Source organism: Streptomyces sp. NRRL WC-3742, assembly GCF_000720635.1.
Classification (GTDB): Bacteria; Actinomycetota; Actinomycetes; order Streptomycetales; family Streptomycetaceae; genus Kitasatospora.
Genome location: NZ_JOCF01000039.1, coordinates 1 through 20,987, shown reverse-complemented (window position 1 = coordinate 20,987; position 20,987 = coordinate 1). Strand labels below are relative to the sequence as shown.

The following is a 20,987-nucleotide window of genomic DNA, read 5'->3' as shown; positions in this document are numbered from 1 at the left end:
ATGGGCACCGACACGGCGATCCTCGCCGAGGGGCTGACCAAGAGCTACGCCACCCACACCGCCCTCCACGGGGTCGACCTGTCGGTGCCGTCCGGGACGGTGCTGGGCGTGCTCGGCCCCAACGGCGCCGGCAAGACCACCACCGTCCGCATCCTGGCCACCCTCCTGCGGCCGGACGGCGGCCGCGCCGTGGTCGCCGGGCACGACGTCGCCCGCGCCCCGCGCGAGGTGCGCCGCCGCATCGGCCTGGCCGGCCAGTACGCCGCCGTGGACGGCCTGCTGACCGGCCGGGAGAACCTGGTCCTGCTCGGCCGGCTGCTGCGGCTCGGAAAGCGCGGCGCGGCGGCACGCGCCCAGGAACTGCTCGACCGCTTCGGCCTGCTGGACGCCGCCGAGCGCCCGGTCGGCACCTACTCCGGCGGCATGCGCCGCCGCCTCGACCTCGCGGCCTGCGTCGTCGGGGAGCCCGAGGTGCTGTTCCTCGACGAGCCGACCACGGGCCTCGACCCGGTCAGCCGGACGGTGCTGTGGAAGGTGGTGCGGGACCTGGTCGCCGACGGCGTCACCGTCCTGCTCACCACCCAGTACCTCGAGGAGGCGGACGAGCTCGCCGACCGCGTCGTGGTCATCGACACCGGCAGGGTCGTCGCCGAGGGCAGCCCCGACGAGCTCAAGCGCAAGGTCGGCACGGACAGCCTCGAGGTGACCGTCGCCCGGCCCGAGCAGCTGGCCGACGCGGCGGCCGCCCTCGCCGCCCTCGGCGGCCGCGTCCCCACCACCGACGAGGAGGGCCTGCGGGTCAGCGTCCCGCTCGAACACGGGCTGGACGACGTCGCGTCGGCCGCCTCCGAGCTGCGCAGCCGGGGCGTCACCGCCGCCGACTTCCAGGTCCGCCGGCCCTCGCTCGACGACGTGTTCTTCGCCCTCACCGGGGCCGCGGCCACGGCCAAGACCCCCTCCGCGGAAGGAACCGAGAAGGCATGACGGCGCTGGGAGCCTACCTGGCCGACACCGCGGTCCTCACGGGCCGCCATCTGCGCCACCTGCGCCGGTCCCCGGCCAGGCTGCTGCTGGTCACCATGACCCCCGCCGTCATGCTGATCGCCATCGGCTACCTGTTCCGCGACTCGATCACCATTCCCGGTGTCGCCTCGTACGAGGACTACATCATGGCCGGGATCGCGGCCCAGGTCGCCCTGGCCGGGGTCGGGCCCACCGCCCTGGGCGTGGCCATCGACCTGCGCGACGGACTGGTCGACCGCTACCGCTCGATGCCGATCTCGGCCAGCAGCGTGCTGGTCGGCCGCGCCCTGTCGGACATGGTCACCTCGGCGGTCGCACTGGCGGCCGTCTCCGGCCTCGGCCTCCTGCTCGGCTGGCGCCCCCACGGAGGGCCGCTCCGGATCGCGGCCGGCTTCGCGGTGCTGCTCGCCTTCTCGTTCGTCATGCTCTGGGTCGGCATCCTGCTCGGCACCACCATGCGCAACGTGGAGGCGATCGACGGCACCGGAGCGCTGATCCTGGTCGTCCTCTCCTTCCTCTCCAACGCCTACGTCGCGGTCGGCGGACTGCCGGGCTGGCTGCGTCCGGCGGCCGAGTGGAACCCCGTCAGCTCCGTCATCACCGTCTGCCGCGTCCTGTGGGGGAACCAGCCGACCGGGCCCACGTCCGGGTTCCCGGCGGACCACCCCGGCATCGTCGTCGCCTGCTCCCTCGGGGTCGTCCTGCTGGCCGTCGTCCCCACCGCACTGCGCGGTTTCCGGCGCGCCGTGGAGCGCTGAACCAGCGTCAGCGGGATGTCAGTTGGCAATCATCGGCGACCCCTAGTTTGGCGTCCGGGACAAACCGGAGCCTCGAGTACCGAACCCGAAGGAGAACCCTCATGTCCACCGTTACGCCAGAGCACCACGTTCAGATCAAGGAAATCGTCGCGAAGCAGATCGGTGTCGAGTCCTCCGCCCTCGGCGACACGACGCACCTGGTCGACGAGCTGGGCGTGGACTCGCTGAAGCTCATCGACATCCTCAGCGCGATCGAGATGGAGTTCAACATCGTGATCGACATGGAGGAGCTGCCGGAGATGGTCAACGTCGACGCGATCCACCGGGTCACGGCGCGCGCGGCGGGATGGTAGGGAGTCCCGTGTCCACTGCTCCCCAGCCGGCGCCCCAGGGCCGCCGCCGCGTCGTTGTCACGGGCATCGGCGTCATCTCCAGCATCGGCACGGGTGCCGAGGAGTACGCCGTGGCGCTGCGGGAGGGCCGTTCCGGGGCCCGCCCGTTCACCCGGGTCGACACCACCGGGTTCCTGCGGAAGAACGCCGCCGAGGTCGAGGACTTCGAGCCGTCCCGCTGGATCCACAACATGCCGCTCGACTACACCGGCCGCGCCGGGCACTTCGCGGTCGCGGCGGCCCGTCAGGCCGTCGAGGACGCCGCACTGTCGGACGAGGAGCTCGCCGACCGGCACGTGCTGATCAGCATCGGCACCACCGACGGCGAGTCCCACGACCTCGGGGTCCTCGTCGAGCAGGAGCTCGGGGACGGTTCCCCCGACGCACTGGACCCGGTGCTGGCCCGGCGCCTGGGCTCGGGACGGCTCTCCACCGCCGTCGCCCGCGAGCTGCGGCTACGGGACGCGGAGGCGGTCACGCTCACCACCGCCTGCGCGGCCGGCAACTACTCCATCGGCTACGGCCTGGACGTCATCCGCTCCGGCGAGGCCGACATCGCGCTGTGCGGTGGCGCCGACGCCACGTGCCGCAAGACGTTCGCCACCTTCCACCGGCTCGGTGCCATCACCCCCGACGTGGTGCGCCCGTTCGACAAGAACCGCAAGGGCATCCTCACCGGAGAGGGCGGCGGCGTCCTGGTGCTGGAGTCCCTGGACTCCGCCCTCGCCCGCGGCGCCCGCATCTACGCCGAGGTCCTGGGCTACGGCCTCTCCTGCGACGCGCAGCACCCCACCGCGCCCAGCCGCGACGGTGTCGCCCGCGCCGTGGAGCTCGCCCTGGCCGACGCCGGCGTCAAGAAGGACGAGGTGGACTACATCTCGGCCCACGCCACCGGCACCCGCGCCAACGACGCCGCCGAGGCCGGCGCCATCATCGACGTCTACGGCGAGAACCCGCCCCGCACCGTCGGGTTGAAGTCCATGCTGGGCCACTCCATGGGCGCCGCCAGCGCCCTGGCGGCCGCCGCCTGCGCGCTGTCGATCCACAACGGGTTCATCCCGCCGACGATCAACCACCAGGAGACGGACCCGCAGTGCCCGGTGGACTGCGTCCCCAACGAGGCGGTCACCGCCGACGTGCGGATCGTCCAGAACAATTCCAGCGCCTTCGGCGGCAACAACGCCGTCCTGATGCTCGGTAGTCTCAAGGAGCGTGTCTGATGTCCGCCTCCCCGGTCGCAGCCACCCTGCCGGCCGACGGTCCCGTCATCACCGGCTGGTCGGCGGTCTCCGCGCACGGCCTCTCCCGGCGGGAGTTCGCCGACGGGGTGCGCTCGGGGCTGGCCGCGGCCCGCACCGAGCCCGAGGGCAAGAAGCTGCCCCGCCCCGACGCCTGCTTGGTCCCCGACCTCGACCGTCCCGGTCTGCTCGGTCAGGAGTACAGCTACACGCTCGACCGGCTGGCCATCATGTCGCTGCTCGCCACGGACCAGCTGCTGGTCGACGCGGACGGCGGCCCCGTGCCGCGCACCGACGACCGCACCGGCGTCGTCATGGGCACCACCATGGGCGGCAAGGAGTCCATGGCCGAGGTCATCCGGGGTTCGCTGACCAACGCGCGGCCCTTCTACGTCGACGTGGGCCTCATCCCCGGCTGCGTCATGAACCACTCGGCAGGGGCGGCCGCGATCCGGCACGGCCTGCGCGGCCCGAACGCGACGGTCGGCGGCGGCCGGGTGAGCGGGCTGCTCGCCCTCAACTACGCCCGACGCCTGCTCGACCAGGGCCGGGCCGACAACTGCCTGGTCGGTTCGGGCGACGAGTTCTCGCCCACCAACAGCTGGCTGGAGCAGGCCGCCGGCACCCCCGGCGAGCCCGCCCCGCTGCTCGGCGAGGGCTGCGGCCTGCTGCTGCTCGAGCCGGCCGGCACCAACCAACTGCCGCCGCTCGCCTCGGTGCTGGCCGTCGCCACCGCGATCGACGTGGACGACGACCCGCAGGCGACCGTCGACTACTGTGCCCGCCGCGCCATGGAGCGGGCCGGTGTCGCGCCGGAGGAGGTGTGGGCCGCCGTCACCACCGCCGTCCCCACCCCCGAGGGCATCGCCGAGCGCGCCGCGCTCGCCGAACTGGTGCCCGCCGAGGCGCTGGACCGCATCCCGTCGATGGCACTGCTCGGTGACACCGGCGCCGCGTCCGCCTCCCTCCAGATCGCGGCGCTGCTCGTGGTCGCCGGGGAGGACCCGACGGCCGCCGGCCGCGTGGCCCTCGTCTCCGCCGTGGACCGCGACGGCACCGCCGCCGTCGCCGTGCTCCGACTCCTCGAGGTGACGTCATGACCGCGCTGGTGAGCGGTGGTTCGCGGGGCATCGGGCGGGCCGTCGTGCTGCGCCTGGCCCAGGACGGCCACGACGTCGCCTTCTGCTACCGGTCCGACGACAGCGCGGCCGAGTCGCTGCTGAAGGAGACCGAGGAGCTGGGCGTCAAGGTCGTCGCCTCCCGCTGCGACACCTCGGACGCCGAGGCCGTGCGGGCCTGGGTGCGCGAGACCGAGGCCGAACTGGGCCCGGTGGAGACCGTGGTGGCGTCCGCCGGCATCACCCGGGACCGCCCGCTGGTGCTGATGCGCGACGAGGACTGGCAGCAGGTGATCGACGTCAACCTGAACGGCGTCTACCACCTGTGCCGGGCCGCGGTGCCGGGCATGGCCAAGCGCGGCCGCGGCTGCGTCATCAACCTGTCCTCGGTCTCCGGGGTCTACGGCAACGCCGGGCAGTCCAACTACGCCGCGTCCAAGGCCGGGATCATCGCCTTCACCAAGAGCCTGGCGAAGGAACTCGGCCCGCGCGGCGTGCGGGCCAACGCCGTCGCCCCGGGCCTGATCGACACCGACATGGTGGGCGGCGCCTCCGAGGCCGCCATCGGCAAGATCCTGCAGAGCGTGCCGCTGCGCCGGCTGGGCCGCCCCGAGGAGGTCGCCGAACTCGTCGGCTTCCTGGCGTCCGACCGTGCGGCCTACGTGACCGGCTCGGTGTTCGAGGTCCACGGCGGCCTCACCATCTGACCCACCCGTTCCCGGGTTCCCGTTCCTAGCTTGTGGAGAAGTGACCTTGTCCCGCATTCCGACGTTCGCCGTGATCTCCGGCGCCCAGGTGCACCAGGCCACGGCCGGCCAGGAGAAGGCCGTCATCGCGGCGGTCGAGAAGGCGTACCGGCTGCACGGCTCCGGTGAGACCGTCAACCCCGACTCGTACTTCCTGCGCTTCCCCGACCGGCCGTCCTCGCGCATCATCGCCCTGCCGGCCTCCGTGGGCGGCGAGGTGGGCGTGCACGGCATCAAGTGGATCTCGAGCTTCCCGGAGAACGTCGCCGCGGGCATCCCGCGCGCCTCGGCGGTCCTGGTCCTGAACGACGCCGAAACCGGCTACCCGTTCGCCGTGCTGGAGAGCTCCATCATCAGCGCCGCCAGGACCGCCGCCTCGGCCGCCCTCGCCGCCCTCACCCTCAGCGAGGCCCGCGGCACCACCCCGCGCCGCCTCGGCTTCGTCGGCGGGGGCCTCATCGCCCGCTACGTCCACACCTACCTGGCCGCGGCCGGCTTCACCTTCGACGAGATCGGCGTGCACGACCTGTCCGCCGAGCACGCCGAGGGCTTCTCCGACTACCTGCGCCGCTCGCAGCCGTCGGACGTCACCATCCACGCCACCGCCGAGGACCTGATCCGCTCCAGCGACCTGGTCGTCTTCACCACCGTCGCCGGCGAGCCCCACGTCCACGACCCGGCCTGGTTCTCCCACAACCCCCTGGTCCTGCACCTCTCCCTGCGCGACCTCTCGACCGAGATCATCCTCTCCTCCTGGAACGCGGTCGACGACATCGAGCACTGCCTCAAGGCCGACACCTCCCCCCACCTCGCCGAACAGGCCACCGGCAACCGCGACTTCATCGCCGGCACCCTCGACGACGTCCTCGCCTCCCGCATCACCCCGCCCGCCGACAAGCCCGTCATCTTCTCCCCCTTCGGCCTCGGCGTCCTCGACCTCGTCGTCGCCAAGCACGTCTACGACGCCGTCTCCACCACCGGCGACCTCAACACCATCCCCGACTTCTTCCACGACACCGACCGCTACGGCCGCACCCTCACCCAGAAGTAACCGCACCACCCCAAGAACCCCCCAGGCCACCCACCCTGGGGGGTTCCCGCATCCCCTCGCACCCCCCGCGCACCAAACGCCAAAAGGCCCGGTCAGCTGATCTGACCGGGCCTTCCGCATCTGAGCCGCCTGCGGGATTCGAACCCGCGACCTACGCATTACGAGTGCGTTGCTCTGGCCAGCTGAGCTAAGGCGGCACCGTGGCCACGTGCGGTGGCAACGCGGGCCAGTCTACACAGGTTGGCAGGTGGTCCGCAGCTGGGGTGGGTGAGGGGGTGGGGTGGGGGTGGGGGTGGTTGTCGCTTCAATCGATCAGTGGTGTGACGTTACGATGAGCGCCCCCTCGACCCGCCCCCACCCTGGGAGTGCTCCGTGTTCGGCGTGAACGACCTGGCGACCTATGTCCTCGGCGCCCTCGTCATCGTCCTGCTGCCCGGCCCCAACTCGCTGTACGTGCTGTCCGTCGCCGCCCGGAAGGGGGTGCGGACGGGGTACCGGGCCGCGGCGGGGGTGTTCGTCGGGGACCTGACGCTGATCAGCCTCACGTCGTTGGGGGCGGCCTCGCTGCTGGAGGCGAATCCGGCGGTGTTCGCGGTGGTGAAGTTCGGCGGGGCCGCGTACCTGCTGTGGATCGGGTTCGGGATGCTCCGCGCGGCCCGGCAGCTGTGGCGGGAGCGGCGGGCCGAGGCCGGGGGCGGGGCGGAGGAGGCCGCGGGTGAGGCGGGGGAGCGGCCGTTCCGGCGGGCGCTGGTGATCAGCCTGCTGAACCCGAAGGCGATCCTGTTCCTGCTCTCCTTCTTCACCCAGTTCGTGGACCCGTCCTACGGTCAGCCCGCGCTCTCCTTCGCCCTGCTGGGCGGCATCCTGCAGACGTTCAGCGTGCTGTACCTGTCGGTGCTGATATTCGCCGGCACGACCCTCGCGGGCGCCTTCCGCCGCCGCAAGCGGCTGTCGGCGACGCTGACCAGCGGGGTGGCCGTCCTGTTCGCCGGGTTCGCCGCGAAGCTCGCCGTCTCCTCCGCCTGAGCCGGGCTCCGGTCACCGCGCGCAGCGCTTGCCCTGCTCCGGCGCCTCCCCCGTCAGCAGGTAGCGGTTGACCGCGCCGTCCACGCAGCCGCTGCGCCGCCCGTACGCGGTGTGGCCGTCGCCGTCGTAGGTGAGCAGGCGCCCGGACTCGAGCTGCCCGGCGAGGGACCGGGCCCAGGCGTAGGGGGTGGCCGGGTCCCTGGTGGTGCCGATGACGACGATCGGGGCGGCGCCGGCGGCCCGGATGGTGTGGGCGGCTCCGGTGGCACGGACGGGCCAGTAGGCGCAGGCGAGCGCCATCCAGGCCATGCCGCGGCCGAAGTGCGGAGAGGTCCGTTCGAACTCGGGCACCGCCCGCTGGACCTCCTCGGGCGAGCCGAAGGGGGCGGGCAGGTCGAGGCAGTTGACGGCGGTGTTGGCGAACATCAGGTTGGGGTACGAGCCGTCCGCCTCGCGCCCGTAGTAGGAGTCGGAGAGCTTCAGCAGCCCGGTGCCGTCCCCGGCGCGGGCGTCGGTGAGCGCGGAGCGCAGCTTGGGCCAGAGGAAGTCGGCGTAGAGCGCCTGGATCACGCCGGTGGTGGCCTGCGAGCCGGTGAGGCGGCGGCCGCTGTCGGTGGTGGGCAGCGGGTGGTCCTGGACGGCGGTGAGCAGGGCGGTGAGCTGTTCGCCGATCTGCTGCTCGCTTCGGCCGAGCGGGCAGTCCTCGCGTTTGGCGCAGTCCTTGGCGAAGGCGGCCCAGGCGGTCTCGAAGCCGCCGGCCTGGGTGCGGTTGCCGCTGACGGAGTCCAGGGACGGGTCCATGGCGCCGTCGAGCACCAGGCGCCCGACGCGGCCGGGGAAGAGCCCGGCGTAGGTGGCGCCGAGGAAGGTGCCGTAGGACTTGCCGACGAAGGCGAGCCGCTCGTCGCCGAGCAGGGCACGCAGCACGTCCATGTCGCGGGCGGCCTCGACGGTGCTGAGGTGGCCGAGGGCGGCGCCCGAGTGCTGTCGGCAGCCTTCGGCGAACTCCTTGTCCGCGGCGACCAGCGCGTCGATCCCGCGCTGGTCGGCGGGGGTGAGGCCGACGGAGGTGTAGGCGTCCATCCGGTCACCGGACAGGCAGCTGATCGGACTGCTGCGGCCCACGCCGCGCGGGTCCAGGCCGACCAGGTCGTAGCGGGCGCGCACCCCGGCGTCGTAGGTGCGGGCGGCCGTCTCCAGGTACTCGACGGCGGAGCCGCCGGGCCCGCCGGGGTTCAGCAGCAGCGAGCCGAGCCGGGCCCCCGCGGCGGCTCCGGACGGTACGGAAGGCGCCCTCGCCGCCGCCAGGGTGAGGTCCCCGTCGCCCGGACGGTCGTAGTCCGTCGGCACCCGGAAGGTGGTGCACTCGAACCCGCCGTCGCACGGCTGCCAGGAGAGCCGCTGCGCGTAGTACGGCGCGAGCGCGGCGGGTACGGCGGCGGGCAGCGGCTCCAGCGGCGTGGCCGTGGACGAGGCGGAGGTGTCGGCCGAGTCGGAGGAGAGCGCCCCCGCCCCCGCCCCGCCCGAGGCCCGCACCCCGTCCGCCCCGGTCGGCCCCGAGGTGCACCCGGCCGACACGCCCGCCACCAGCGCCACCACGAGCACCCCGGCCAGCCCCGCGACCCACCCGTTGCCCCTCATCCGGCTCCCATCACCCGATCCACCGACGCCACCGACTGCACCGACGCCACCAACTACACCGACTGCACCGACGCCGGCCACTCCACACCGACTCCACCGAAGACGCGCCGCTGCCCGGCACCCACCCCGGGCACCGGGCAGCGTAACCCTCCGCACGACTCCCCCTCAGGACGCCTTCGCCAGCGTCTCCGCCAGGTACTGCGCCGCCTGCCGGACGAGCCGCAGCCGCTCCCGGTCCGGGCTGAAGTCCTGCACGTTGTCCGAGATCCGCACCTCAGCCTTGGCCGCGGGCCCGGCGCCCGCCTTGAGCGCCGACTGCAGCTTGCGCGCCGCGTCCAGCCCGGCCGAGTCGGCCTTGGCGGCGGCCAGCAGCAGCCTGGCCGAGCTGCCGGCCGGGGCCTCCGCGCCCGTCTGGGTGAGCGCGGCCGCGTCGTAGCGGCCGGAGACGGCGGCGGCGACCCCGTACAGGTCGGGGCGGGCCAGCCCGGCGGCGGCCGCGCACGGGGCGCCGCCGTCGACGCCGAGGGTGCCCCAGGAGGCGGGGCCGGGCGGCAGGGTGCGGAAGGCCCCGGCGATGGTGGTGCGCAGCGTCGCGTCGTCGGAGACGGCGGCGGGCGCGGCGGCGACCAGCTCGCAGGGGTGCGCGGTGCCGTTCGGGGCCTCGGGGGCGACGAGGACGAACGGGCGGGCGCGGCCGGTCTGCAGTGCCGAGCCGATGCCCTCGAAGACGTCCGGGACCTCCGCGTCGGCGGTCTTTCCGGGCGTCGCCGCGTGCATCACGACGACGGGGAAGCGGGCGTTCGGCTCCTTCGCGTACTGCGGCGGCAGCCACACCCGGACGTTGCGCGGCTTGCCGTCCGGGCCGAGGACGGCGGACTGCAGCAGCTCGCCGCCGCCCGGGTGCCCGACGCTGTCGAACCGGCTGACCACCGCGGGCGCCGCACTCGCCACGGCCGGCGCGGCCGGCGCGGCGGTGACCTCCGGCGGCGCCGCCTGCTGCCGTACGGCGGCGGGAGCACCGGCCCCGGATCCGCCCGAGGAGCCGGCATCGGCCACCGGCTCCTCCTGCCGCCCGAGCCCGCCGAAGGCCCCGAGCGCGGTGAGCAGCGTCAACGCGGTGACGCACACCCCGCAGACCATCGCCCCGCCCGCCCGCACCAGCATCGGCCACCGGTCCCCGGCCAGTTCGTACGTCTCGGCGGCCCGCAGGTCGCGCCAGCGCTGGAGCGCACCGCGCGCCAGCCAGATCCCGCCGACGGCGGCCGCCAGCAGGGGAATGACGAGGAGCGGACGAACCACGGCACGCACCACCTCGGGAGCAGGGCCGACGCCGGAGGGGATCCGGCGCCGTACTTGGGCGACCGCCCCGGCACCGGGCGCAGTCGGCCCCCAGCGTGCACAACCGGCGCGCGGTCACACGCGGGTGTGCCCGGCGCGTACCGCTCGTTCACTCGAAGGTGGGACGAAACCCCGGCTCCGGAGGGCCTACCGGGCCCCTGGACGACGCGACGGTACGTCAGCCCGCCCGCAGCGCCATCGTCATCGCCTCGACGGCCAGCAGCGGGTCGACGTTGCGGTCCAGCGCCCGCCGGCAGGCCAGCACCGCCTCGATCCGCCGCAGCGTTCCCTCCGCCGGGCCCGCCTGGGCGACCCGGTTCAGCGCCTGCCGCTGGTCCTCGTTGGCGAGCGCGCCGGTCGAGCCGAGCTGGATCGCGAGCACGTCCCGGTAGAAGCCGAGCAGGTCGAGCAGGGCGACGCCGAGGGTCTCACGGCGGGTTCGGGTGGCGCGGCTCTTCTGCCGCTTCTCCAGCTCCTTGACGGCCCCGGCCATGCCGCGCGGCGCCTTGCTGCCCTCGGCCGCGCCGTAGACGGCCCTGAGGTCGTCGGTCTCCTTGGCGTCCTGGGTCTCGGCGAGGGTCTCGGCGTCGGCCTTCGCGGTGTCCACCAGGCGCTGCGCGGCGGCCAGGCAGCCCCCGACGTCGCCGACCTCCAGCGGAATCCGCAGCACCTCCGCGCGCCGGGTGCGGGCCTGCTCGTCGACGGCGAGGCGGCGCGAGCGCTCCACGTCCCCCTGCCCGGCGAGCGCGGCGAGCCGCGCCGCCTCCGGTTCGACGCCGTCGCGCCGGACCAGCATGTCGGCGACGGCCTCGGAGGCGGGCGTGCGCAGCACCAGCAGGCGGCAGCGCGAGCGGATGGTCGGCAGCACGTCCTGGACGGAGGGGGCGCACAGCAGCCAGACGGTGCGTGGGGAGGGTTCCTCCACGCCCTTGAGCAGCGCGTTGGCGGCGGCCTCGGTGAGCCGGTGGGCGGCGTCGACGAGGATCACCGACCAGCGGCCGCCGGTCGGGTAGCTGGAGGCGCGCAGGACCAGGTCACGCATGTCGCCGACGCCGATCGACAGACCGTCCGTCCGCACGTACTTGACGTCCGCGTGGCTGCCGGCCAGCACGGTGTGGCAGCCGTCGCAGAACCCGCAGCCGGGGGTGCCGCCGAGCGCGAGGTCGGGGCTGGTGCACTGGAGCGCGGCGGCGAAGGCGCGCGCGGCGGTGACCTGCCCGGCGCCGGGCGGGCCGGTGAACAGCCAGGCGTGCGTCATCAGGGAGGCGTTCGTGCCCTCGGCCGGCGCGGCCCCGCGACCGGCCTCGACCGCCGCCCCGGCCGCCCGGGCCGCGGCGGTCAGCTGCTCGACCACCCGCTCCTGGCCCACCAGGTCGTCCCAGACGGCCACTGCTGCTCCCAAGCTCCGTACGGCTGCGCACCCGGCGCCTTACCCGCCGTCGAGCATACGTGTCCGCTCCGACAGCCACTGCTCCGTCCGGGCGACGCGCGGCCCGCCCTACCGAACGGCGGGCGGCGCCGCCGGGACCACCGCCCCGACGGCACCGCCCGCCGTCCGTCCGTTCGTGTCCGGGCTCAGCCCTTGCGCCCCCAACGGCGGCCCTTGCCCTTGCCGTCCTCGCCCTCGCCGGGCCGGCCGGGCTGGCCGGGCTGGCCGGGCTGGCCGGGCTGGCCGGGCTGGTCGGCGCGCGAGGCGTCCTCGCCGTCGTCGTCGGTGTGCTCCCAGCGCGCCCACTCGTCCCGCGAGCCCAGCAGGGTGTCCGTCAGGCTCGGCAGGTCGTCCATCGGCGTCTCCTCGGCCCACTCCGGCCGGGGCCGCTCGACGACCGGCTGCGGCTCGGCGGCCGGAGCAGGAGCGGGGGCCTTGGCCGGGGCCGGGGCCTTCGCCTTGGCCGGAGCAGGGGCCGGAACGGGAGCAGGAGCAGAAGCGCCCTCCGCCCCCACCACCGGCATCTCCCGCGTACGCTCCACCGACTCCCCGCGCCACAGCCCCGGAGGCACCCGGTCCTCGGCGCGCTCCTGCTCGACCTTGGGCAGCACCGCCGTCTCGTCCACGGCCGGCACCTTCGGCAGCACCGCCGTCTCGTCGGCCGCCGGCACCTTCGGCAGCACGGCCGTCTCGTCGGCCGCCGCCCGTGCGGCCGCCTGCCGGTCCCGCAGCGACAGCTCCCGCGTCGTCTCGTCCCCGAGCCCGCCCCGAGCACCCGCAGCGCCGGCCGCAGCACGCGGCCCGGCGTCCTGGGGAACGTCCCGGACCGCCCGCAGCTCCGTCGTCACCGCTTCCCCGGCCCCGGCGGCACCCGCACCAGCAGCACCGACAGCAGCACTCTCCGCCGCGGCAGCAGCCTCCGCGGCCGCCGCCAGCGCGGCAGCCTGCGCCAGCCGCGCCTCCTCGGCCCGCTGCAGCGCCTCCTCCGCCCGGCGCCGCTGCTCCTCCCGCGCCAGCTCCCGCTGCCGCTGGAGCTCGGCCCGGGCGGCCGCCTCCTCGGCGAGCCGCTGACGCTCGGCGGCCTCGGCCGCGAGCCTGGCGTCCTCCTCGGCCTTGCGCTTCGCCTCTTCCGAGGCCCGCCGCGCGGCCTCCTCCTCGGCCCGGCGGCGTGCCTCCTCCTCGGCCTTGCGCCGCGCCTCGGCGGCGGCCCGCTCAGCCTCCTCCTTGGCCTTCCGCTCCTTCTCCTCCTGCTCGGCCCGCAGCTGCGCCAGCACCTCCTGGCGCTTGCGCTCGGCGGCCTCCTCCTCGGCCCGGCGGCGGGCCTCCTCGGCGGCGCGCCGCTCGGCCTCCTCGCGGGCGAGCCGCTCCTGCTCGGCGCGGGCGGCCTTCTCCTGCTCGGAGAGCGGCAGCTCGCGGTCGAGCCGGTGGCGGACGGCGGTGGTGACGAAGCCGGGCTCCTGGCTGCCGTCGACGACGAGGTAGCGCGCCGGGTCGGCGGCGGCGAGGGCGAGGAAGCCTGAGCGGACCCTCTGGTGGAACTCGGTCGGCTCGGACTCCAGCCGGTCCAGCGCCTCGGTGAAGCGCTCCCGGGCCTTGGTCGGGTCGACGTCGAGGACGACGGTCAGGTCGGGCAGCAGCCCGCCGGTGGCCCAGCGGGAGATCCGGGCGACCTCGGTGGCGGCCAGGTCGCGCCCGGCGCCCTGGTAGGCGATCGAGGAGTCCATGTACCGGTCGGTGATCACCACGGCGCCCCGGGCGAGGGCGGGCCGGATGACGTTCTCGACGTGCTCGGCCCGGTCGGCGGCGTAGATCAGCGCCTCGGCCCGGTGGGAGAGCCCGGTGTTGCCGACGTCCAGGACGAGGCCCCGCAGGCGCTGCCCGACGGGGCTGCCGCCGGGCTCGCGGGTGAGCACGACCTCGTGCCCCTTGCCGCGGATCCACTCGGCGAGCGCCTGCGCCTGGGTGGACTTGCCGGCGCCGTCGCCGCCCTCGAGGGCGATGAAGAAGCCGGTGCCCGCGCCCCGGTGCGGCGCCGGGCCGCCCGCGCCGCGCAGCGCGTCGACGAGGTCCCGGCCGAACGGCGCGGTGCCGCGACGGTCGTCGGTGCGCAGCAGCACGACGGCGGCGAGCACCAGGGTGAGCAGTCCCGAGGTGGAGACGGCCAGGGCCGCACCCCCGTGGATGAAGGTGAACGAGCCGGGCTGGACGGTGCCGTACTCGACGTCCCCGTAGGCGGCGCCGATCAGCGGCACGGCGATCAGCGCGGCGCCGACGACCACGGTCAGCACCGCGTTCAGGTGCTCGGTGACCTTCGGCAGCCGGGCCTCCTCGACCTCCTGGGCGAGCAGGGTGCGCCCGGCGGAGACCACGATCCCGGCGGCCAGTCCGGCCAGCACGGTCAGCAGCAGGACGAGCACGAAGTCCAGCACCAGCCCGGCGAGGATCAGCGCCACGCCCTCGGTGATCAGCGCCAGGGCGAGCAGCCGGCGGCGCGAGAGCGAGGGCAGGGTGGCCCGGGTGAGCCGGGCGCCGAGCGCGGGCGCCCCAGCGGCGGCGAGCACCAGCAGGCCGTAGCCGATGGGCCCGGCGCGGTGCTCGGCGGCGGTCAGCAGCGCGAGCGAGCAGACGCCCGCCATCGAGGCGAAGCCGGCGGCGACGGCGAAGGTGAAGTACGGGGCGCTGCCGGTGCGGCCCTTGCCCAGCGCGGGGCCGGGGGCGGCATCGGTCGGGGCGCGCAGGCCCGTCAGCGGCGAGTGCGGGGCCACGGCCGCCCGGCCGCCGGGCAGCGGCTGGACGTAGGTGCGGGCGGCAGCGGCGGCGAAGAGGCCGGCCGCGCCGAGCGCCGCGAAGGTCAGCTGGTGGGCGCGCAGCCAGTCCGAGCCGAGGGCCGCGCCGATGTTGTTGAGGAGCGTGAAGCCGATCAGGCCGAGGGCGGCCAGCGGCACGGTGACCCAGCCGGTGAACCGGTCGAGGCCGCGCGCGGTCTCCAGGTTGGCGGCGGCCGGTCGCTGCTCGGCGAGCGGGGCGTAGGGGTTGGACGGCGGCAGCAGGCCCGGCACGACGGAGGCCCGGGTGACGTCCCGAACGGCCTCGGCGGCGGCGGTGACGAAGACGGTGGCGAGCAGTACGTAGGTGGCGCCGCCGGAGGGCTTCGACCCGGAGCCGAGCCAGACCGTCCACCAGGGGGCGAGGCCGATCAGCAGGGCGCGCAGCGCGTCGGCGCCGAACAGCGTCCAGCGCCGGTCCAGTCGGCCCGTGACCAGGTGGTGCACCGGCCCGAGCAGCGCGACGCCGACCAGCCCGGAGGCGAGCACCCGTACGGCCAGGACGGCCGCCAGGGCGACGGCGAGGCTGCGCGGCAGCGAACCGAACTGGCCGCCCCGGGCGGCGGCGATCACGGTCAGCGCGAGCAGCACCAGCAGGCCGAGCCGGTCGGCGGTGCCGCCGATCTGCTGGGTGGTCCACAGCCGCCGGTAGGGGCGGTTCCTCAGCAGGGCCCGGGCCCGGTCGGCCGCAGTCCCGGCGGGCGCGACCTCGGGAAGGTCGGGCCCGGCGGCTCCCGCGGCCGGGGCGGCGCTGGGGGTGGGCTGCTCCTCGCTCGTCATACGGTCAGCGTAGCGGTCGAGGGTTGGCCGGAAAGAGACGAACGGGGTTCCGGACCCGGCTCATCACCGCCTTGTGACGATCCCCGCACAGACATCGGGCCCGCGCCCCCCTCGGCGGGGGACGCGGGCCCGGTGCGGCCGTCGGAGGATCAGCCCTCGTCGGCGGCCGTGGCCTTGCTCGCGGCCGTCTTCTTCGCCGCCGTCTTCTTGGCGGCGGTCTTGGTCGTCGTCGTCTTCTTCGCGGCGGTCTTCTTGGCGGCGGTCTTGGTCGTCGTCGTCTTCTTCGCGGCCGTCGTCTTGGCGGCGGCCTTCTTCGCCGGGGCCTTCTTGGCCGCCTTCTTCACCGGCCCGCGCGCCCGCTTCTCGGCGAGCAGCTCGTAGCCGCGCTCGGGCGTGATGGTCTCGACCTCGTCGTCCTTGCGCAGCGTGGCGTTGGTCTCGCCGTCGGTCACGTACGGCCCGAACCGGCCGTCCTTGACCACCACCGGCCGCTCGCTGACCGGGTCGGTGCCCAGCTCCTTGAGCGGCGGGGCGGCGGCGGCCCGGCCGCGCGCCTTGGGCTGGGCGTAGATCGCCAGCGCCTCGTCGAGGGTGACGGTGAAGAGCTGGTCCTCGCTGGTGAGCGAGCGCGAGTCGGTGCCGCGCTTGAGGTACGGGCCGTAGCGGCCGTTCTGCGCGGTGATCTCCACGCCCTCGGCGTCGGTGCCGACCACGCGCGGCAGCGAGAGCAGCCGCAGCGCGTCCTCCAGGGTGACCGTGTCCAGCGCCATGGTCTTGAAGAGCGAGGCGGTGCGCGGCTTGACGGCGTTCTTGCCGGTCTTGGGCGTGCCCTCGGGCAGGATCTCGGTCACGTACGGGCCGTAGCGGCCGTCCTTGGCGACGAGCATGTTGCCGCTGACCGGGTCCGGGCCGAGCTCGAAGTCGCCGCTGGGCTTGGCCAGCAGCTCCTCGGCGAGCTCGACGGTCAGCTCGTCCGGCGGCAGGTCCTCCGGGATGTCGGCGCGCAGGCCGGGTTCGCCCTCGACCTCGGAGGCGCGCTCGACGTACGGGCCGTAGCGGCCGACCCTCAGGGTGAGGTCGTCGTTGATGCGGAAGGAGCTGATCTCCCGGGCGTCGATGGCGCCGAGGTCGGTGACGAGCTCCTTGAGGCCGCCCAGGTGGTCGCCGTCGCCGTTGCCGGCCTCGGCGGCACCGCCGGCCGCGCCGCCGGCCTCGCCCTCACCGAAGTAGAAGCGCTTGAGCCACGGCACGGACTGCGCCTCACCGGCGGCGATCCGGTCGAGGTCGTCCTCCATCTTGGCGGTGAAGTCGTAGTCGACCAGCCGGCCGAAGTGCTTCTCCAGCAGGTTGACCACGGCGAAGGAGAGGAACGACGGGACGAGCGCCGTCCCCTTCTTGAACACGTACCGGCGCTGGATGATCGTGTCGATGATCGAGGCGTAGGTGGAGGGGCGACCGATCTCGCGGTCCTCCAGCTCCTTGACCAGCGAGGCTTCGGTGTAGCGCGCCGGCGGCTTGGTGGCGTGGCCCTCGGGGGTGATCCGCTCGGCGGCCAGCGGGTCGCCCTGGGTGACCTGCGGCAGCCGGCGCTCGCGGTCGTCGAGCTCGGCGTTCGGGTCGTCGGCGCCCTCGACGTACGCCTTCAGGAAGCCGTGGAAGGTGATGATCTTGCCGGAGGCGGAGAACTCGACGTCCCGGCCGTCGGCCGAGGTGCCGCCGACCCGCACGGTGACGGACTGGCCGACCGCGTCCTTCATCTGGGAGGCGACGGTGCGCATCCAGATGAGCTCGTACAGCCTGAAGTCGTCGCCGGTCAGGCCGGTCTCGGCGGGGGTGCGGAAGCGGTCGCCGGACGGGCGGACGGCCTCGTGCGCCTCCTGCGCGTTCTTGACCTTGCTGGCGTAGGTGCGCGGGGCGTCCGGCAGGTAGTCGGCGCCGTAGAGCTGGGTGACCTGCGCGCGGGCGGCGGAGACCGCCGTCTCCGACAGGGTGGTGGAGTCCGTACGCATATAGGTGATGAAGCCGTTCTCGTACAGCTTCTGGGCCACCTGCATGGTCCGCTTGGCGCCGAAGCCCAGCTTGCGGCTGGCCTCCTGCTGGAGCGTGGTGGTGCGGAACGGCGCGTACGGCGAGCGGCGGTAGGGCTTGGACTCGACGCTGCGGACGCCGAACGCCGTCTGCTCCAGGGCGGCGGCCAGCTGACGGGCCGCCTGCTCGTCCAGGTGCAGGGTGTTGGTGCTGCCGGCCTTCAGCAGACCGTCCGAGCCGAAGTCGCGGCCGGTGGCGATCCGCTTGCCGTCGACGCTGGCGAGGCGGGCGCCGAAGGTCTCGGGGTTGGCGGCATCGGCCGGGGTGCGACCGGTGCCGAAGGTGCCCACCAGGTCCCAGTACGAGGCGGTGCGGAAGGCGATCCGCTCACGCTCGCGCTCGACCACCAGACGGGTCGCGACGGACTGCACGCGGCCCGCCGAGAGCTTCGGCATGACCTTCTTCCACAGCACCGGCGAGACCTCGAAGCCGTAGAGGCGGTCGAGGATGCGGCGGGTCTCCTGGGCGTCGACCAGGCGCTGGTTCAGCTCGCGGGGGTTGGCCACCGCCTCCTGGATCGCCGACTTGGTGATCTCGTGGAACACCATCCGGTGCACCGGCACCTTGGGCTTGAGCACCTGCTGGAGGTGCCACGCGATGGCCTCGCCCTCGCGGTCCTCATCGGTGGCGAGGAAGAGTTCGTCGGACTCCGCGAGGAGCGACTTCAACTTGCTGACCTGGGACTTCTTGTCCGCGTTGACCACGTAGATCGGCGCGAAGTCGTGGTCGACGTCCACTCCGAGGCGGCGCACCTCGCCGGTGTACTTGTCCGGCACCTCCGCCGCGGTGCTGGGCAGGTCGCGGATGTGCCCGACGCTCGCCTCGACGATGTAGCCGGGGCCGAGGTAGCCCTTGATCGTCTTCGCCTTGGCCGGCGACTCGACAATGACGAGTCGCTGTCCGTGCGCGGTCTCGCTGCTCGGGGACACCTTCGCTCTTCTCTCCCGGTCGTTATTGGCTGGGCGGTGGCGGCAGCACGGGCTGCGCTCCGCCCGACCCCTCGACCGTCCGAGGGCCGTCGCAGTACGACGACCCACCAGCGGAGTGTGACCGTACCCCGGCCACCCTTGTCAAACGGACGGATACCGCTGTTTCGCTTGCCGGGCTCACCGACGCCACTCGAACGGTAACCCGATGACACGGGTTCGCGCCCCGTGGAGGGGGGCTTCGGCGGGTTCGGGAGGATGGAATGACGGATTTCAAGATCTGTCAACGAATATTCGACCCACCCGACCGCTCAGCGGGCATCGGCGCTCTCAGCGCTGGGCCGCCGCCAGCAGCGCGGCGCCCGCCAGCAGGCTGGCCGTCCCGAGGGCGCTCCACAGCAGGTCCGTGACCACGGCCCGGCCGACCTCCCCCGCCGCCAGCACCGCACGGCTCGGGCGCCGGGGGTCGTAGCAGATCCGCACCGGGGCCCCGGGGGCGAAGCGGCCCGGGCGCCGCAGCGGGGTGTGGCCGCGTGGGCGGGTGAGCACCAGCTCCGCGAGCCTTCCCGAACCCGTGTTCGATTCTTCCGTCGGCGGCCGCACCGGGAAGGAGAGCAGCGGCGAGCTGTCCAGCTGCCCGTGGGCGTCGTCCTCGGCGACCACCGTGGCCACCGCCTCCACGCCCAGGCGGCGCACGCGGTGGCGAAGGCGCACTTCGGCGGCGCACCAGAGCAGCAGCACGCCACCGAAGAGGGCGAGCACCGTCCCGCCCACCGTCGCCGTCGTCGTGTCCACCCCTGGCCCCCCGGCTCCCCGACTCTGTCCACAGCCTGTGGACAGCGAGCCTCACAGCACCCGGCCAACGAGGGGCGGCCGCCGGGCGGCCACCGGACGAACCAGGGGGTACGGAAAAGTGAACCCCCCGGCCGCGCCAGGGGGTTCACGGTCACGGACCGGCAGGTCAGCGCGCCGGGTGGATGAACCCCTGCTCGGTCAGCGTCCGCAGCGACTCCGGCACCCGGTCCCGCAGCACCACCCGGTCCTCGCCCAGCAGCTGCGCGATCGCGTCCACGATCTCGCCCGCCGACAGCGTCCCGTCGCAGACGCCGACGAACCCGGCGCCCACGGTGTCCACCTTGGTGGCCCGCCGCATGCCCCGGTTGTGACGCAGGATCACGTGCTCCGGGTCCTCCGCGCCCGGCGCGCCCACCTGCTCCTGCACCACCTCGTCCGCCAGCACGTACCGGGCCGCGAGGAGACCCGCGTCGTTGTGCGAGCGCAGGAAGTCCTGCCGGTCGAACCACTCCTCGATGTGCGGGCCGAGCGGCTGCTCCACCGGGTGCGGCCACTCCTCCACCCGGACGGTCGGGCGCTCGGCGCCGCTCGCCCGCAGGGTGATCCAGCCCATGCCGATGCCCTCGACCCGGCCCGCCTCGAAGGCGTCCAGCCACTCGCCGTACCGGGCCAGGTAGTCGCCGCCCGGGCCCCGGTGGTCACCGCCGTCGCGCAGCCACAACTCGGCGTACTGGGCGACGTCCTGGACCTCGCGCTGCACGATCCAGGCGTCCAGCCCGGTGCCCGCCACCCAGCCGGCCAGCCGCTCGTGCCAGTCCTCGCCCTTCACGTGCTGCCAGTTGGCGAGCAACTGGCAGTAGCCGCCCGGCTCCAGGTGCGCGGCGGCCCGGCGGACCAGGCTGCGGCACAGGTCGTCCCCGGCCATGCCGCCGTCGCGGTAGGTGAACCGGCCGGCCGGCGAGATCACGAACGGCGGGTTGGAGACGATCAGGTCGAACCTGCGCTCCCCGACCGGCTCGAAGAGGCTGCCGGACAGCACCTCCACGTGATCGAACCCGGAGAGCGCCAGCGTCAGTTCGGTGAACCGCAGGGCGCGGGGGTTGAGGTCGGTGGCGGTGACCTGCTGCGCGTGCCGGGCGGCGTGCAGCGCCTGCACGCCGGAGCCCGAACCGAGGTCCAGCGCGGCCCGCACGGGGCGGCGCACGGTGATGTTCGCCAGGGTCGTGGACGCCCCGCCCACGCCCAGCACCAGGTCCTTGCGGGCCACGCCGTGCGCGGTCTCGCCCGAACCGATGCCGCCGGCGCCGCCCACCGCGCAGCCCAGGTCGGCGACCACCCAGGCGTCCGAACTCGGCAGCCCGGCGACCTCGTTGGCGTACGGCCGCACGTCCACGGTGGCGCGCACCGACTCGCCGTCCGCACGCAGCCAGCCGTCCGCCAGGCAGTCCTCCACCGGCAGCGCGGCGGCCGCCGCCTGGTACGGCACCGCCTGCTGCAGCAGGAACAGCCGCACCAGCGTCTCCAGCGGGCTCCCCCCACGGGTCGCCCGCAACGCCGGTACGGCCTCGCTACGGGCCAACGCCGCGTAGCCGGTGGGCCCGAGGAGGTCCAGGCAGCCGTCCGCGGTGAAGGAGGCGGCGAGCAGCGCCTCACGGAGCTTCGCGAGGCGGGTCGGGTCGAGAACGGGGCTACTGATCACCCCGCCATTCTCCCCCGCCCCACCCCCGACCGCTTCCATCCCCCGGCCCGGCCCCGGCCCCCACGCGGGCGGCCGGGCCCGCTCCTCCTGGGGCGGGCCCGGCCGTCGGCTGCC

At 74.3% G+C, this 20,987-nt stretch carries 15 protein-coding genes and 1 tRNA gene; 8 read left to right on the top strand and 8 right to left on the bottom strand.

What is annotated here, in order from left to right; genetic code table 11:
- The 7 genes from IH61_RS0121990 (at nt 1) to sbnB (ending at nt 6,326) form a co-directional block, all read left to right on the top strand.
- Nucleotides 1–984 (top strand): daunorubicin resistance protein DrrA family ABC transporter ATP-binding protein, encoded by a 984-nt coding sequence (locus IH61_RS0121990; RefSeq protein WP_031072386.1) that lies wholly within the window; start codon nt 1–3, stop codon nt 982–984.
- Entirely contained in the window at nt 981–1,781 is an 801-nt protein-coding gene (locus IH61_RS0121985; protein WP_031072385.1) for an ABC transporter permease, read from the top strand. The genes IH61_RS0121990 and IH61_RS0121985 overlap by 4 nt, the downstream gene beginning before the upstream one ends.
- Nucleotides 1,782–1,882: 101 nt before the next feature.
- A complete protein-coding gene (locus tag IH61_RS0121980; RefSeq protein ID WP_031072384.1) occupies nt 1,883–2,134 on the top strand; it encodes an acyl carrier protein in 252 nt (83 codons plus the stop codon).
- Nucleotides 2,128–3,393 (top strand): beta-ketoacyl-[acyl-carrier-protein] synthase family protein, encoded by a 1,266-nt coding sequence (locus IH61_RS0121975; RefSeq protein WP_031072383.1) that lies wholly within the window; start codon nt 2,128–2,130, stop codon nt 3,391–3,393. Before IH61_RS0121980 ends, IH61_RS0121975 begins: the two co-directional genes overlap by 7 nt.
- Nucleotides 3,393–4,511 (top strand): beta-ketoacyl synthase N-terminal-like domain-containing protein, encoded by a 1,119-nt coding sequence (locus IH61_RS0121970; RefSeq protein ID WP_234327281.1) that lies wholly within the window; start codon nt 3,393–3,395, stop codon nt 4,509–4,511. The genes IH61_RS0121975 and IH61_RS0121970 overlap by 1 nt, the downstream gene beginning before the upstream one ends.
- The gene (locus IH61_RS0121965; RefSeq protein ID WP_031072381.1) at nt 4,508–5,236 is read left to right on the top strand and encodes a beta-ketoacyl-ACP reductase; all 729 of its coding nucleotides are present in this window, start codon (nt 4,508–4,510) and stop codon (nt 5,234–5,236) included. The genes IH61_RS0121970 and IH61_RS0121965 overlap by 4 nt, the downstream gene beginning before the upstream one ends.
- A 46-nt stretch (nt 5,237–5,282) precedes the next feature.
- Nucleotides 5,283–6,326, top strand: a complete 1,044-nt coding sequence (gene sbnB / locus IH61_RS0121960; RefSeq protein WP_031072380.1) for a 2,3-diaminopropionate biosynthesis protein SbnB — start codon at nt 5,283–5,285, stop codon at nt 6,324–6,326.
- 123 nt (nt 6,327–6,449) lie between these two features.
- On the opposite strand, the gene IH61_RS0121955 is transcribed toward sbnB, so the two are convergent.
- Nucleotides 6,450–6,523: transfer RNA gene (locus IH61_RS0121955), tRNA-Thr, on the bottom strand.
- A gap of 175 nt (nt 6,524–6,698) precedes the next feature.
- Here IH61_RS0121955 and leuE point away from each other — a divergent pair.
- The gene (gene leuE / locus IH61_RS0121950) at nt 6,699–7,352 is read left to right on the top strand and encodes a leucine efflux protein LeuE (RefSeq protein ID WP_031072379.1); all 654 of its coding nucleotides are present in this window, start codon (nt 6,699–6,701) and stop codon (nt 7,350–7,352) included.
- A 12-nt stretch (nt 7,353–7,364) separates the two neighbouring features.
- Here the strand turns inward: leuE and IH61_RS0121945 are convergent, their stop codons facing one another.
- The 7 genes from IH61_RS0121945 to IH61_RS0121915 all read right to left on the bottom strand — a co-directional run bounded on the left by IH61_RS0121945 (nt 7,365) and on the right by IH61_RS0121915 (nt 20,912).
- Entirely contained in the window at nt 7,365–8,993 is a 1,629-nt protein-coding gene (locus IH61_RS0121945) for an alpha/beta hydrolase (protein ID WP_031072378.1), read from the bottom strand.
- Between the two features lie 165 nt (nt 8,994–9,158).
- On the bottom strand, nt 9,159–10,292 hold the full coding sequence (locus IH61_RS0121940; RefSeq protein WP_031072377.1) for a hypothetical protein: 1,134 nt from the start codon (nt 10,290–10,292) through the stop codon (nt 9,159–9,161).
- A gap of 217 nt (nt 10,293–10,509) precedes the next feature.
- On the bottom strand, nt 10,510–11,721 hold the full coding sequence (locus IH61_RS0121935) for a DNA polymerase III subunit delta' (RefSeq protein ID WP_031072376.1): 1,212 nt from the start codon (nt 11,719–11,721) through the stop codon (nt 10,510–10,512).
- A gap of 185 nt (nt 11,722–11,906) precedes the next feature.
- A complete protein-coding gene (tmk, locus tag IH61_RS0121930; protein WP_031072375.1) occupies nt 11,907–15,365 on the bottom strand; it encodes a dTMP kinase in 3,459 nt (1,152 codons plus the stop codon).
- 149 nt (nt 15,366–15,514) lie between these two features.
- Nucleotides 15,515–18,382 carry a type I DNA topoisomerase gene (topA, locus tag IH61_RS0121925; RefSeq protein WP_031072374.1) on the bottom strand — a complete coding sequence of 956 codons (2,868 nt, stop codon included), beginning with the start codon at nt 18,380–18,382 and terminating at the stop codon, nt 15,515–15,517.
- A gap of 327 nt (nt 18,383–18,709) precedes the next feature.
- Nucleotides 18,710–19,174, bottom strand: coding sequence for a DUF3592 domain-containing protein (locus IH61_RS0121920; RefSeq protein WP_031072373.1), 465 nt, complete (start codon nt 19,172–19,174; stop codon nt 18,710–18,712).
- Nucleotides 19,175–19,340: 166 nt separating this feature from the next.
- On the bottom strand, nt 19,341–20,912 hold the full coding sequence (locus IH61_RS0121915; RefSeq protein WP_051837660.1) for a DUF7059 domain-containing protein: 1,572 nt from the start codon (nt 20,910–20,912) through the stop codon (nt 19,341–19,343).
- Nucleotides 20,913–20,987: the final 75 nt, after the last annotated feature.

What these genes read in the sequence shown, in the direction of transcription:
- IH61_RS0121990 (WP_031072386.1), top strand. Translation starts at nt 1, where the DNA reads ATGGGCACCGACACGGCGATCCTCGCCGAGGGGCTGACCAAGAGCTAC.
- IH61_RS0121985 (WP_031072385.1), top strand. Translation starts at nt 981, where the DNA reads ATGACGGCGCTGGGAGCCTACCTGGCCGACACCGCGGTCCTCACGGGC.
- IH61_RS0121980 (WP_031072384.1), top strand. Translation starts at nt 1,883, where the DNA reads ATGTCCACCGTTACGCCAGAGCACCACGTTCAGATCAAGGAAATCGTC.
- IH61_RS0121975 (WP_031072383.1), top strand. Translation starts at nt 2,128, where the DNA reads ATGGTAGGGAGTCCCGTGTCCACTGCTCCCCAGCCGGCGCCCCAGGGC.
- IH61_RS0121970 (WP_234327281.1), top strand. Translation starts at nt 3,393, where the DNA reads ATGTCCGCCTCCCCGGTCGCAGCCACCCTGCCGGCCGACGGTCCCGTC.
- IH61_RS0121965 (WP_031072381.1), top strand. Translation starts at nt 4,508, where the DNA reads ATGACCGCGCTGGTGAGCGGTGGTTCGCGGGGCATCGGGCGGGCCGTC.
- IH61_RS0121945 (WP_031072378.1), bottom strand. Translation starts at nt 8,993, where the DNA reads ATGAGGGGCAACGGGTGGGTCGCGGGGCTGGCCGGGGTGCTCGTGGTG.
- tmk (WP_031072375.1), bottom strand. Translation starts at nt 15,365, where the DNA reads ATGACGAGCGAGGAGCAGCCCACCCCCAGCGCCGCCCCGGCCGCGGGA.
- IH61_RS0121915 (WP_051837660.1), bottom strand. Translation starts at nt 20,912, where the DNA reads ATGGAAGCGGTCGGGGGTGGGGCGGGGGAGAATGGCGGGGTGATCAGT.